The 13492-nt window shown below is 52.5% G+C and carries 10 protein-coding genes; all 10 read left to right on the forward strand.

All coding sequences use genetic code 11. The annotated features are described in order from the left end of the window. The first annotated feature begins 1 nt into the window (after nucleotide 1). The gene (locus ABC831_RS08775; RefSeq protein ID WP_007860209.1) at nucleotides 2-898 is read left to right on the forward strand and encodes a radical SAM protein; all 897 of its coding nucleotides are present in this window, start codon (nucleotides 2-4) and stop codon (nucleotides 896-898) included. A 1-nt stretch (nucleotide 899) separates the two neighbouring features. Next, entirely contained in the window at nucleotides 900-1292 is a 393-nt protein-coding gene (locus tag ABC831_RS08780) for a PrgI family protein (protein WP_007860207.1), read from the forward strand. Then, a complete protein-coding gene (locus ABC831_RS08785; protein ID WP_055143062.1) occupies nucleotides 1252-3648 on the forward strand; it encodes a VirB4-like conjugal transfer ATPase, CD1110 family in 2397 nt (798 codons plus the stop codon). Before ABC831_RS08780 ends, ABC831_RS08785 begins: the two co-directional genes overlap by 41 nt. Further along, nucleotides 3645-4601: a DNA-methyltransferase gene (locus tag ABC831_RS08790; RefSeq protein ID WP_055143064.1), complete on the forward strand. Its 957-nt coding sequence runs from the start codon at nucleotides 3645-3647 to the stop codon at nucleotides 4599-4601. The genes ABC831_RS08785 and ABC831_RS08790 overlap by 4 nt, the downstream gene beginning before the upstream one ends. After that, entirely contained in the window at nucleotides 4598-6568 is a 1971-nt protein-coding gene (locus ABC831_RS08795) for a C40 family peptidase (protein ID WP_055143066.1), read from the forward strand. Before ABC831_RS08790 ends, ABC831_RS08795 begins: the two co-directional genes overlap by 4 nt. Nucleotides 6569-6589: 21 nt before the next feature. Then, on the forward strand, nucleotides 6590-6856 hold the full coding sequence (locus ABC831_RS08800) for a DUF4315 family protein (RefSeq protein WP_003508256.1): 267 nt from the start codon (nucleotides 6590-6592) through the stop codon (nucleotides 6854-6856). After that, nucleotides 6846-7577, forward strand: coding sequence for a DUF4366 domain-containing protein (locus tag ABC831_RS08805; RefSeq protein ID WP_055143068.1), 732 nt, complete (start codon nucleotides 6846-6848; stop codon nucleotides 7575-7577). The genes ABC831_RS08800 and ABC831_RS08805 overlap by 11 nt, the downstream gene beginning before the upstream one ends. Beyond that, nucleotides 7574-9649: a type IA DNA topoisomerase gene (locus ABC831_RS08810; protein ID WP_002584963.1), complete on the forward strand. Its 2076-nt coding sequence runs from the start codon at nucleotides 7574-7576 to the stop codon at nucleotides 9647-9649. Before ABC831_RS08805 ends, ABC831_RS08810 begins: the two co-directional genes overlap by 4 nt. Then, nucleotides 9646-10014: a cysteine-rich VLP domain-containing protein gene (locus ABC831_RS08815; protein ID WP_002584962.1), complete on the forward strand. Its 369-nt coding sequence runs from the start codon at nucleotides 9646-9648 to the stop codon at nucleotides 10012-10014. Before ABC831_RS08810 ends, ABC831_RS08815 begins: the two co-directional genes overlap by 4 nt. 125 nt (nucleotides 10015-10139) lie before the next feature. Continuing rightward, on the forward strand, nucleotides 10140-13490 hold the full coding sequence (locus tag ABC831_RS08820) for a YodL domain-containing protein (protein WP_117471272.1): 3351 nt from the start codon (nucleotides 10140-10142) through the stop codon (nucleotides 13488-13490). The last annotated feature ends 2 nt before the right edge of the window (nucleotides 13491-13492 follow it).

The following is a 13492-nucleotide window of genomic DNA, read 5'->3' on the forward strand; positions in this document are numbered from 1 at the left end:
TTTGAAAATCGGTTTAATCGACGTTGACAGCCATAATTTCCCCAACCTCTGCTTGATGAAGCTATCCGCGTATCATAAAGCAAAGGGGCATACGGTGGAATGGTGGAACGCAAAGGGGCGGTACGACCTTGTATATAAAAGCCGCGTCTTTACGGACACCTATTCCAAAGACACGATAACCGTTACCAACGCGGAACAAGTTATTTTCGGCGGTACGGGCTACGACACGAAAAACCGCTTGCCGCCGGAAGTGGAACACAGTTACCCGGATTATTCTATCTACCCGCAGTTTTTCGGGATTGCCTACGGCTTTTTAAGCCGGGGTTGTCCGAGAAATTGCGGGTTTTGCATTGTCAGCAGTAAAGAGGGACGCAAAAGTGTTAAGGTTGCGGATTTGTCCGAGTTTTGGAAATGGCAGCCGGAAATAAAAATCATGGACGCTAATCTGCTTGCCTGTCCCGACCATGAAAATCTCATTGAGCAGCTTATACGAAGCCGCGCATGGGTGGATTTTTCGCAAGGGCTGGATATTCGCCTTGTGAACAGGGATAATGTCAGCCTGTTAAATCGGGTACGGATAAAAGCGGTACATTTTGCATGGGATAATCCCGACGAGGACTTAACCGGGTATTTCCAACGTTTTTTGGATTTGACCGCCATTAAGAGCAGCCGCCAGCGGCGCGTGTATGTTCTTACCAACTACGGCAGCACTCACGAACAGGATTTATACCGCGTGAACACCTTGCGGGCTATGGGCTTTGACCCGTATGTGATGATTTACGAGCGTCCAACCGCCCCGCCTGTTACCCGCCATTTGCAACGGTGGGTAAATAACAAACGGCTTTTCTATGCTGTCCCCCGTTTTGAAGATTACATTCCGGGCAGAAAGGAGGTTTGAAATGGCGTATGTAACCGTCCCAAAGGACTTAACAAAAATCAAAAGCAAGGTAATGTTCAACCTTACGAAACGACAGCTAATTTGTTTCAGCGCGGCGGTAGCAATCGGACTGCCGCTGTTCTTTTTGGTAAAAGACAGCGTTGGAACAACCACAGCGGCATTGTGCATGGTGCTTGCCATGCTGCCTATGTTTTTGCTTGCCATGTACGAGAAAAACGGGCAACCGCTGGAAGTGATTATTCGGCAATTTGTGGAAGTGAAGTTTCTTCGCCCCAAAGAGCGACCTTATCAGACCAACAATTTTTATGCCGCCCTTGCGCGGCAAGAGCAATTAGATAAGGAGGTACGGGCGATTGTCAAAGGAAAAGAAAAACACCCAAAACGAAAAGCGTAAACTTTCCCGACAGGAAAGAAAACAGATAGATACCCTTATCCGACAGGCAAAGGGCGACGGGAAGCCCCATACGGCGCAGGACAGCATACCGTTTGAGCGAATGTATAAGGACGGGATTTGCCGCCTTGCAAACGGGCGGTATTCCAAGTGCATTGAGTTTGAGGACATCAACTATCAGCTTGCGCAGCCGGACGACAAAACCGCCATTTTTGAAGCCCTTTGCGATATGTATAACTCGTTCGACGCTTCTATCAGCGTGCAGCTTTCCCTAATCAGCCGCCATGCGAACAAGGACGATTTCAAGAACAGTATCACGATTGCGCCGCAGAATGATGACTTCGACAGTATCAGAGCAGAATACACCGAAATGCTTAGGACGCAGCTTGAACGCGGAAACAACGGGCTTATCAAGACCAAGTTTCTCACCTTTACCGTTGAAGCAAAGGACATTAGATCGGCGCGGGCGCGTCTTGCCCGCATTGAAACGGACACCCTCAACCATTTTAAGGTGATCGGCGCGGCGGCGCGGGTATTGGACGGGAAACAGCGTCTTGAAGTGCTGCATGGGATTTTCCACCCGGACGGGGAACGCTTTAACTTTGCGTGGGAATGGCTACCCGCAAGCGGTCTTTCTGTCAAAGACTTTATCGCGCCGTCCTCTTTCCGATTTGGCGACGGGCGAATGTTTCAAATGGGCGGCAAGTTTGGCGTAGTTTCCTTTTTGCAGATCGTCGCGCCGGAACTCTCCGACCGTATGCTTGCCGACTTCATGGACGCGGAAAACGGGATTATCGTCAATCTGCACATTCAGAGTATCGACCACAACGAAGCAATCAAGACGATTAAGCGCAAGATTACCGACCTTGACCGTATGAAAATCGAGGAACAGAAAAAAGCAATCCGCAGCGGCTACGACATGGATATTATTCCGTCCGACCTTGCCACCTACGGCGGGGAAGCAAAAAACCTACTCCGCGATTTGCAGAGCCGCAACGAAAGAATGTTTCTGCTTACGCTGCTTGTCTTAAACCTTGCAGATACCAAGCAGAAATTGGATAACGAAGTATTTGGAGCGGCGGCAATCGCGCAGAAATACAACTGCATTTTGACCCGCCTTGACTACCGGCAGGAACAGGGGCTTATGTCCTCTATCCCGTTGGGGGAAAACCTTATCCATATCCAGCGCGGCTTGACGACCAGCAGCACCGCCGTTTTCGTTCCCTTTACGGTGCAAGAGCTGTTCCAAAGCGGCGAAGCATTGTATTACGGCTTAAACGCCCTTTCCAACAACATGATTTTGTGCGACCGAAAGAAGCTGAAAAATCCCAACGGCTTGATACTCGGCACACCGGGCAGCGGCAAAAGTTTTTCTGCAAAACGCGAAATCACAAACGCTTTTCTTATCACGTCCGACGACATTATCATTTGCGACCCCGAAGCCGAATATTACCCCCTTGTCGGACGTTTGAAAGGACAGGTTATCAAGGTTTCGCAGAACAGCACGCAGTACATTAACCCTATGGATATTAACCTCAATTACAGCGAGGGCGACACGCCCATAGCCTTAAAGAGCGATTTTATCCTTTCCTTTTGTGAGTTGATTATGGGAGGTAAAAACGGGCTGGAAGCTGTCGAAAAGACCTTGATTGACCGCGCTGTTATCAGCGTGTACCGCAACTACCTTGCCGACCCGAAGCCGGAGAATATGCCGATTTTGGGCGACCTCTACGACGAGATCAAGAAGCAGCCGGAAAAGGAAGCGCAGCGTATCGCGGCGGCATTGGAACTCTATGTAAACGGCAGCTTGAACATTTTTAACCACAGGACAAACGTTGACATTCATAATCGCCTTGTCTGCTTTGATATTAAGGAACTCGGTACGCAGCTTAAAAAAGTCGGTATGCTTATCGTCCAAGACCAAGTATGGAACAGAGTAACGGTAAACCGCAGCGAGGGCAAGGCGACGCGGTATTACATCGACGAATTTCATTTACTCTTGAAAGAGGAACAGACCGCAGCATACAGCGTCGAGATTTGGAAGCGTTTTAGGAAGTGGGGCGGTATTCCGACAGGTATCACGCAGAACGTCAAAGACCTTTTGACGAGCAGAGAAGTTTCAAACGTTTTTGAAAACAGCGATTTTGTCTATATGCTCAACCAAGCACAGGGCGACAGGGAAATCCTTGCAAAGCAGCTTAACATTTCGCAGCAGCAAATGACCTATGTAACCCATTCCGACGCGGGCGAGGGGCTTATTTTCTACGGCAACGTGATTTTGCCCTTTATTGACCGTTTCCCGCAGGATACGGAACTGTACCGCGTCATGACGACCAAACCCGGCGAGGTGTCGGCATGAGGATAGAAACGGACAAAATCTATTGCGGCGACAGCTTGCAGGTGCTTCAAACCTTGCCGGAAAACGCAGTTGATTGTTGCGTAACGTCCCCGCCCTACTATGCCTTGCGGGACTATGGCGCAGACGGGCAGATCGGACGGGAAGCAACGCCGGAAGAATATGTTTCCCGCATTACGGCGGTATTCCATGAGGTAAAGCGGGTGCTTACGCCGGAGGGGACTTGTTGGCTGAATATCGCGGACACTTATTGCGGCACAGGCAGCAAAGCCGACCACCAAGACCCCAAATATCCCAAAGGCAGGAACGGGCAGCAAGTGGCGTTCAACCACCGCGCCCCCGGCTGTAAGCCCAAAGATTTAATCGGTATTCCGTGGCTTGTAGCCCTTGCCTTGCGGGGCGACGGTTGGTATTTGCGCAGTTCTATCATTTGGCACAAAACAAACCCCATGCCAGAAAGCACGCGGGACAGGCCGACCCGCTGCTATGAATATGTGTTTCTGCTTACCAAGTCAAAGAAGTATTACTACAATTGGCAAGCAGTAGCCGAGCCGATAGCCCCCACAACGGCGGGGCGGCTGAAAAGCGGAGTTAGCAAAGGAAACAAGTATAACGTTACTGTTCCGGGGCAAAACCAGCCGCAGAAAATCAACCGCCCCCGCGAAAAGGGCGCATACGCCGACGAGTTGATTTGTCCCGTCCGCAGCCGTCGCAACGTTTGGCAGATCAACAATGTCGCGTATCATGGCGGGCATTTCGCAGCATACCCGCCCAAACTTGCGGAAACGTGCATTTTGGCGGGCTGTCCCGTGGGCGGGATTGTCCTTGATCCGTTTTTAGGCAGCGGCACCACCGCAGCGGCGGCAAAGCACCTTTCCCGCCGCTATATCGGCATTGAGTTAAACCCCGACTATTGCACCCTTGCAAAACAGCGGATTGGAGGTGATGAAGATTGAGCAAGGAATGGAAAGCCCCCGACAAGGTAACGCAGAAAATGACCCGCGACGGGGCGGTTGCGGAAAACCTCACGACGGGCGAAACAACGAGTATCAGCGAAAGGCCGCAGGAGGAAAACTATTCCCAAGCCCCTACCGCAGCGGCAGAAAAGGCTGTTGACCGTATCGGCGCAGAGGTTGAACGGCAAGCGGCAAAGGGCGCAGGGAAAAAAGCCCTTGACGCGGCGCAGCTAAAAACCCATACTTCCCGCTTGCAGTTTTCCGAAGCGGAACGGGCAACGCCGGAATTGCAGAAATCTATCCGTAAATCCGAGAAAGCGGCAGACCGTTTAGACGCAGCGCGGGCGGCTATCCCCAAGCAGACCAAAATCAAGAAAGAGCGCGTTTTTGACGAAGCGAAAGGCAAGGCAAAGACGCGCCTTTCCTTTGAAAAGACGGATAAGCCCCCAAACGGCAAGTTGCGGCATAACCCCTTGTCCCGTCCGGCGCAGGAGTTGAACAGCACCGTACATGGGAAAATCTACGAGGTTGAGAAAGAAAATGTCGGTGTGGAAAGCGGGCACAGGGTAGAACTTGCGGGCGAGAAAGCGGGCGGTATGGCGGCGCGGACGGTAAAGCGCGGCATACGCAGCCACAAGCTGAAACCCTACCGGGCAGCGGCGGCAGCCGAGAGAAAGGCGGTAAAGGCAAACGCCGATTTCCTCTATCAAAAGGCGCTGCACGATAACCCCGCCCTTGCGCACTCAAACCCGATTTCCCGTTTTTGGCAGAAGCAGCGCATTAAAAAGCAGTATGCAAAGACGCTGAAAGCGGGCGGCAAAGTGAAAAAGACCGCCGAAGCCACCGCAAAGGCGGCGAAGAAAACCGCGCAGGAAACCAAACGGGCGACGTTCTTTGTCGTCCGGCACTGGAAAGGCTGCTTGCTTGTGGGCGGGATTGCCTTTATCGTGCTTCTGCTTTTCGGCGGCTTGTCCTCTTGCTCCCTCTTTGGCGGCAACAGCGGCAGCGGCTTAATTGCGTCGTCCTATCTTTCCGAGGACGCGGATATTACAGGCGCGGAAAGCGCGTATGCCGCTATGGAAGCCGAGTTACAAGATATGCTGAATAATATCGAGCGCGAATACCCCGGCTATGACGAATACCGGGTGAACGCGGACGAGATCGAGCATGACCCCTATGTGCTAATCTCTATCCTTTCCGCGCTGCATGAGGGCGTGTTTACCCTTGATGAAGCGCAAAGCACCCTTGAAATGCTCTTTGAGAAACAGTATATCTTGACCGTTGAGGAAGAAGTACAGGTACGATACCGCACCGAAACGAGGACGGACAGCGAGGGCAACGAATATGAGGTTGAAGTACCCTACAACTATTACATTCTCCATGTGGATTTGGAAAACTTCAACCTTTCCCATGTCCCCGTCTACATCATGGGCGAGGAACAGCTATCCATGTACGCTATGTATATGTCGTCGCTGGGAAACCGCCCCGATTTGTTCCCGTCGTCCGGCTATGTGTCTAAATACTATGAAAACCCGCCCGCCGATTATGAAGTACCCGCCGCGCTGCTTAATTCCGATGAACAGTTTGCGCGGCTCATAGAGGAAGCGGATAAATACGTCGGCTTTCCCTATGTGTGGGGCGGCAGCACCCCGGAAACCTCTTTTGATTGCAGCGGCTTTGTGAGTTATGTATTGACGAACAGCGGCCTATACAATACGGGCAGACTTGGGGCGCAAGGGCTTTACAACATTTCAACCCGCGTTTCCAACCCGCAGCCGGGGGATTTGGTTTTCTTTACGGGTACATACGACACGCCGGGGGTATCTCATGTGGGTATCTACGTTGGCGAGGACGGGGACGGAAGCCCCGTCATGCTGCATTGTGGCGACCCGATACAATACGCAAAACTTGATACAAGCTATTGGCAATCCCATTTTTACGCCTATGGGCGGCTACATTACAACTGACTTTGAAAGGAGTTTATTTCTATGGCAAACACGAAACTTGACCGTATCGAAAGGGATATTGAGAAAACGAGGGCGAAAATCCTTGAATACCAAAAAAGGCTGAAAGACCTTGAAGCGCAGAAAATCGAGGAAGAAAACGCGCAGATCGTTCAAATGGTGAAAGCGGTACACCTTGACGGGGCGCAGCTTGCCGCGTTCCTCTCCGCTTACGCCAGCGGCGAAATTGCCTTGCCACAGCCGGACGCAGACTACACCGACGAACAGGAGGAAACCGAAGATGAAGCATAAAAAACTGTTCCGCAGCGTTACCGCTTTGCTTGCCGCCCTTGTACTCATGGGCGGCTTTTCTGTTACCGCTTTTGCGGGCGGCGGTGATGTGAGCGACGAGCCGCCTACCCCCGTAACCGAAACCGAGCCGGAAGAAACGACGGGCGGCTATGAGCCGCAGCCCTTAACGCCGGAGGGCAACATGAGCCTTGTGGACGACATAACGGGCGAAGCGTCCGGCGATAAGCAGTTTATTACCGTCGTTACGAAAAACGGAAACTATTTTTACATCATCATTGACCGCGCCGAGGACGGGGAAAATACCGTCCATTTCCTTAACCAAGTGGACGAAGCGGATTTAACCGCCCTTATGGAGGACGGGCAGACCGAAGCCCCCGTTTGTAGCTGTACTGAAAAATGCGTTGCCGGAAGCGTCAACACCGATTGTCCCGTTTGCAGCGTCAACATGAGCGAGTGCGCGGGCAAGGAAGCCGAGCCGGAGCCGGAAGAAACCGAGCAGCCGCCGGAAGAAGAAAAAGGCGGCGGCATGGGTATTCTGCTTGTCGTGCTGCTTGTTGCCGCAGCGGGCGGCGGCGCGTTCTACTACTTTAAGATTTTGAAGCCCAAAAAGGACGCGGCGAAAGGCAGCAGCAGCCTTGACGACCTTGATTTTGACGAGGACGACGAGGAAACGGAAGTAGTCGAAACCGAACAGACCGAGCAGGAGGACGATAATCTATGAAACTTGTAATTGCAGAAAAACCGAGCGTCGGGGCGGCGATTGCCGCCGTTATGGGCGCGAATGAAAAGCGCAGCGGATATTTTGAGGGCGGCGGCTACCTTGTGTCGTGGTGTATCGGGCATTTGATTAGCCTTGCAGACGCGGCGACCTACAATGAACAATTCCGTAAATGGAAGTACGACGATCTTCCCATTGTCCCGCAGGAGTGGCAGTTTATTGTTGCCAGCGGCAAGGAGCAGCAGTTTTCCATTCTCAAAGACCTTATGCACCGCAGCGACGTTACCGAGATTATCAATGCTTGCGACAGCGGGCGCGAGGGGGAACTCATTTTCCGCTTTGTCTATGAACAGGCGAATTGCAAAAAGCCCTTTTCCCGCCTTTGGATTAGCAGCATGGAAGCAAGTGCAATCCGCGAGGGCTTTTCAAATCTCAAAGACGGGCGCGGCTATGACAACCTCTATCAATCCGCGCTTTGCAGAGCAAAGGCCGATTGGCTCATTGGCATTAACGCGACCCGCCTTTTCTCTATCCTCTACCATAAAACATTGAATGTCGGCAGAGTGCAAACGCCCACCCTTGCTATGCTGGTAAACCGCGACTATGCAATCAGCAGCTTTAAGAAAGAGAAATATCATGTCGTCCGGCTGGACGTTGGCGGCGTTGCCGCCCTTTCCGAAAGGCAGGACGACGAAGCGGCGGCGCGGCAGATGAAAGCGGCTTGCGAGAAATCGCAGGCCGTTTGTACTTCCCTTAAAAAAGAGAAAAAGACCGCAGCCCCGCCGAAACTGTTTGACCTCACCGCCTTGCAGCGGGAAGCAAACCGTTTGTATGGGTTTACGGCGAAACAGACCCTTGACTATGCGCAAGCCCTTTATGAAAAACGGCTTTTGACCTATCCCCGCACCGACAGCAAATATATCACTTCCGATATGGAGGGCAGCACAAAGGAACTTATCACCGGCCTTTGCGCTGCTCTCCCCTTTATGCAGGGCGTGAAGCTGCAAGCCGACCTTGCGAGGATTTGCGACAACAGCAAAGTAACCGACCATCACGCCATTTTGCCGACAGCGGAGTTTGTGAAAACGGGCTTTTCTTCCCTTGCCGAAAGTGAGAAAAAGCTAATGACCCTTGTGTGCGCAAAACTGCTTTGCGCCGTTGCCGCGCCCTATGAGTATGAAGCGGTTACGGCGGTTTTCACTTGCGGCGGCTATACCTTTACCGCAAAGGGCAGGACGACGCTTTGCGAGGGTTGGCGCGAGATTGAAAGACTATCCCGCGCCGCGTCCGGGGAACAGGACGAGGACGCAGAGCCGGAAGCGGTTTTACCCCCGCTTGCCGAGGGGCAGACCTTTGACAATCCGGCAGCGGAGATCTCCGAACGTTACACGCAGCCCCCAAAGGCATTTACCGAAGATACGTTACTTTCGGCTATGGAGAGTGCGGGAAAGGAGGACACGCCGGAGGACGCGGAGCGCAAAGGGTTAGGCACCACCGCGACGCGGGCGGGTATCATTGAAAAACTCATTAGCGCGGGCTTTGCCGAGCGCAAGGGCAAAAAGCTAATCCCCACAAAGGACGGGTATAACCTTGTCGCTATTCTGCCCGACAGCCTTACGTCCCCGCAGCTTACGGCAGAATGGGAAACGCGCCTTACCGGGATTGCAAAGGGCAGCGACAGCCCCGCCGACTTCATGCGCGGGATTGAGGAAATGACAGCGGGGCTTGTCAAGACCTATTCCGCGATTTCCGAGGATAAAGCGAAGCTGTTTACCCCGCAGCGGGAAGCAATCGGCACTTGCCCCCGTTGCGGCGCGGCGGTTTACGAGGGCAAGAAAAACTTTTACTGCTCCGACAGGGCTTGCAGCTTTGTGATGTGGAAGAATGACCGCTTTTTTGAGCAGCGCAAAAAGGCTTTCACAAAGGCGATTGCCGCCGCCCTTTTGAAAGACGGAAAGGTAAAAATCAAAGGTATGTACTCGACCAAGACGGGAAAGACCTTTGACGGAGTTGTGCTGCTTGCCGACACAGGCGGCAAGTATGTAAACTTCCGCGTCGAGCAGAACCGAAAATGATAAGGCTTGATGAAAAGCAATACCGCGCCGTAAAGAAAATGACCCGCGCCGCTTGTGCAAACAACGATTGCGGGAATTGTCTGCTGCTGGACGACGGGGAAACTTGCGTTTGTGTGCAGAGTATCAGCTATTCGCTGCTATGCCGCTATTTCCGCGAAGCGGTATTACCCGCCGACAGGCAGCTTTGCGAACAGATCACCCGCAGCGGGGAAACCGATTTGAAGCGTTGCGCGGTATGCGGCAGCACGTTTGCGGCGGGCAGCAACCGGGCGAAATACTGCCCCGATTGCGCGGCAAAGATACGCCGCAGACAGAAAGCCCAAAGCGAGAGAAACAGGCGTTTACGGATAAAAACAACTACATAGCAAGCACAGCAAACGAGTACCCGTTTGCGAGAAATGCCCGCGCTTCCCATAGAGAGCGCGGGCATTTTGCTTGTTGGGATAGTCCCAAACCCTTATATGACCGAGAAAGGACGTGATGAAAGAATATGCCGTATTCCTCATACGACCATGACAAATTAGAAGCCGCCGAAACCATGCGGATAGAACGCCGGATATATTTTGAAGCAAAGGACAGGGAGATTGCCCCTTATGCTTCCTTGCCGATTGCGCAGCTACTTTCCATGCGCAGCGAAAGCGCGGCGGCAGAACAGGCGATTTTTGACGACCTTAAAGAACGCGCCGCCGCATGGGAAGAACAGGCGGGAAGAACGCTTTTGCTGGATAAAACACTTGAATATGTGAGAACGCCGCACGTCCAGCACACCGCTAACGAGTGGCAGACCACCGAGCATAACCGCCATATTCGCAGCAACCGGGTATATCAGATGAATTACCACATTTACGAAAACACCCGTTACGACAGGGAGAAGCAGCAAAGCGTCCCTTACTCCTATTCTCTCACATGGGGCGTTTATACCAACAGCCCGAACAGGAACGGGCAAGCGAAGATTGCCGGACAAGATAGAAAGGTTTTCACCGACAAGGCAGCTATGGAAAAGTATCTGAATGGGCGTATCAAAGCGTATGACCGCTTGTTTACGGAAATCTCCCCGCCTATCCCGCAGGAGTACGCCGACTATTTCAAAGTAAACGGTATGCTCATGCCGGACTACACCATAGAGGGCGAAGAACCCCCGCAGCAGCAACAGGCGGCAGCTATCCCCGAAAATACCGGGCAGGAAAAGGAGCGTGAACACATGAGCGAACAGTTTTCTATTATGATAGGCAACCGCAGCCGCTTTGACGCGGGCGACCCCGGCGGCTATTGGTTGGATATGCCCGCCACAAAGGAGCAGTTGCACGAAGCTATGCGGAACGTCGGCATTACCGCCGACAACCCGCAGGATTTTTCCATTCGCGGCTATTCCGACGACCCGGAGAAACATATTGCCTTGCCTTATGAAATGGTATGCGCCGCCGACGTGGACGAACTCAATTTTCTTGCGGCGCGGCTCGAACAGCTTGACCCCGCCGAGGTTGGCAAGCTGAACGCAGCTTTGCAGCAGAAAAACGGGCTTGCAAATATTGGACAGGTAATTGACTTCACCTACAACGTGGATTTTTACGTCCATATCCCCGAAGTACATAACTACCACGATTTGGGCGACTATTACTTAAATCAATCCGGCATGGTACAAATGCCCGAAGAATGGAAAGGCGGCATTGACCTTTCTACTTTTGGCAGGAACGCTGCCGCGCAGGAAAAAGGCGCGTTTACCGAGTACGGCTATATCGTGGAAAGCGGCGACGAGTGGGAACGGCAGTTTGAGGGGCGCGAAGTGCCGGAAGAATACCGCATTATGAGTTACCCGCAGCCGGAGCGCGGCGAACAGGACAAAGCCTATATGGACGCAGCCGAAACGCAGCAAGCAGACGCACAGGCCGCAGAGCCGCAGCAGCCCCGCCCCGTCGTCCCCATTATCCTTACTTCCGAAAAGCCCGCCGAAAAGGTAAAGGAGATCACCGCGCGTTTGGAACAGGGCGTACAGGCGATTTTTGACAGCGACCGCTACAAAGAGTTTCTAACCGCTATGTCAAAGTTCCATGATTATAGTTTGAATAACACTATCCTAATTGCTATGCAGGGCGGCAATTTGGTAATGGGCTTCCGTCAATGGGAAAAGGAGTTTGACCGCCATGTAAAGAAAGGCGAGAAAGGCATTAAAATCTTTGCCCCCGCGCCCTACAAGGTGAAAAAGCTGGTTGATAAAATCGACCCCGAAACGAGAAAGCCCATGCTTGACCGCGAGGGAAAAGTGGTAAAGGAAGAAAAGGAAATCACCGTCCCCGCCTTTAAGGTTATAACCGTCTTTGATATTTCGCAGACCGAGGGCAAGGAGTTTCCCGACCTTTCCGTTAAACCGCTGCTTGCCGATGTGGAGCAGTACGAGGATTTTTTCGCCGCCCTTGAAAAAGCGTCCCCCGTCCCGATTGCATTTGAGCAGATCACAAACGGCGCAAATGGGTATTTCAGTTTGACCGACAAGCGTATTGCAATCAAAGAGGGCGTGAGTGAATTACAGGCGGTAAAGACCGCCATTCACGAAATCGCCCATGCGAAGCTGCACGACGTAGACTTAAACGCCCCGCCGGAGCAGCAAAACCGCGTTGACCGCCATACCTGCGAGGTAGAAGCGGAAAGCGTCGCTTATACGGTTTGCCAGCATTTCGGCCTTGATACTTCCGATTACTCTTTCGGCTATGTGGCTGGTTGGAGCAGCGGCAAGGAAATGACCGAGTTAAAAGCGTCCCTTGAAACAATACAGACCACCGCAAAGGAACTCATTACCGAGATTGAGGGGCATTTTACCGAGTTGCAGCAGCAGCGGCAAGCCGAGCAGGAGCAGGGCGATACCTTTTCCATTTATCAGTTAAAGCGCGGGGACGAAACAAGGGACTTGCGCTTTGAGCCTTATGACCGTCTGCAAGCGGCTGGACTTACCATTGACCGGGTAAATTATGAACTCGTCTATACTGCACCGCTTACAAAGGATATGACGCTGGGCGACATTTGGGAAAGGTTTAATATCGACCACCCCGCCGACTTTAAGGGGCATAGCCTTTCCGTTTCCGACATTGTTGTGCTTCATCAGAACGACGAGGACACCGCCCACTATGTAGACAGTATCGGTTTTCAGCAAGTGCCGGAGTTTTTGCAGGAGCAGCAGACCCCCGTATTTGACAAGCTGCCGCCCGAACAGCAGCAAGCCTTGTCCGACACCGTACAAGACACTTTGCAAATGCTGGTTGACGCAGACAAGCGGATTTATGGCGACGTTACGGGCAAGACCCTTGAAGCAATCGCGGCGCAAGGATATTCCTACAAGGACGGGCAGCTTGAAAAGCAGCAGCCGGAAGCGACCCCCGACAGCCTTTTGACGGGTGAAACCGTTAGAACGCCGAGGGGCAATTTTCATATTACCGATATGAGCCGTGAACAGATCGAAGCGGCGGGCTTTGGTTTTCATCATGCGTCGGAGGACGGGAAGTATCTCATTATGGGAAATGGCACACAGGCTTATGCCATAGCCGCCGAGCAGCCGCAGCGGGATAATCCCTTAAAGCACGTCGAGGACACCATAGAGCAGAACGACAACAATTTTGACGGGCTTATCAATAATACGCCGCAAACGCCCACCGTCGCGGATTTTGAGCAGCGGGCAAAGGCGGGGGAAGCGATTTCCGTTACCGACCTTGCAAAAGCGGTAAAAGCCGAGAAACGGGAACAGCCGCAGAAAAAACCGTCCATTTTGAAGAAGCTGGACGAATACAAGAAACAGGCGGCGCAGCAGCCGAAAGATAAACAGAAAGAGCATAAAAAGGATTTGGAGGTTTGATA

It is taken from the genome of Diplocloster hominis (assembly GCF_032380655.1).
Classification (GTDB): Bacteria; Bacillota; Clostridia; order Lachnospirales; family Lachnospiraceae; genus Diplocloster; species Diplocloster hominis.

Excerpts from the sequence above, each read along its gene's own strand:
- ABC831_RS08780 (WP_007860207.1), top strand. The coding sequence starts at position 900 with ATGGCGTATGTAACCGTCCCAAAGGACTTAACAAAAATCAAAAGCAAG.
- ABC831_RS08790 (WP_055143064.1), top strand. The coding sequence starts at position 3,645 with ATGAGGATAGAAACGGACAAAATCTATTGCGGCGACAGCTTGCAGGTG.
- ABC831_RS08800 (WP_003508256.1), top strand. The coding sequence starts at position 6,590 with ATGGCAAACACGAAACTTGACCGTATCGAAAGGGATATTGAGAAAACG.
- ABC831_RS08805 (WP_055143068.1), top strand. The coding sequence starts at position 6,846 with ATGAAGCATAAAAAACTGTTCCGCAGCGTTACCGCTTTGCTTGCCGCC.
- ABC831_RS08810 (WP_002584963.1), top strand. The coding sequence starts at position 7,574 with ATGAAACTTGTAATTGCAGAAAAACCGAGCGTCGGGGCGGCGATTGCC.
- ABC831_RS08815 (WP_002584962.1), top strand. The coding sequence starts at position 9,646 with ATGATAAGGCTTGATGAAAAGCAATACCGCGCCGTAAAGAAAATGACC.
- ABC831_RS08820 (WP_117471272.1), top strand. The coding sequence starts at position 10,140 with ATGCCGTATTCCTCATACGACCATGACAAATTAGAAGCCGCCGAAACC.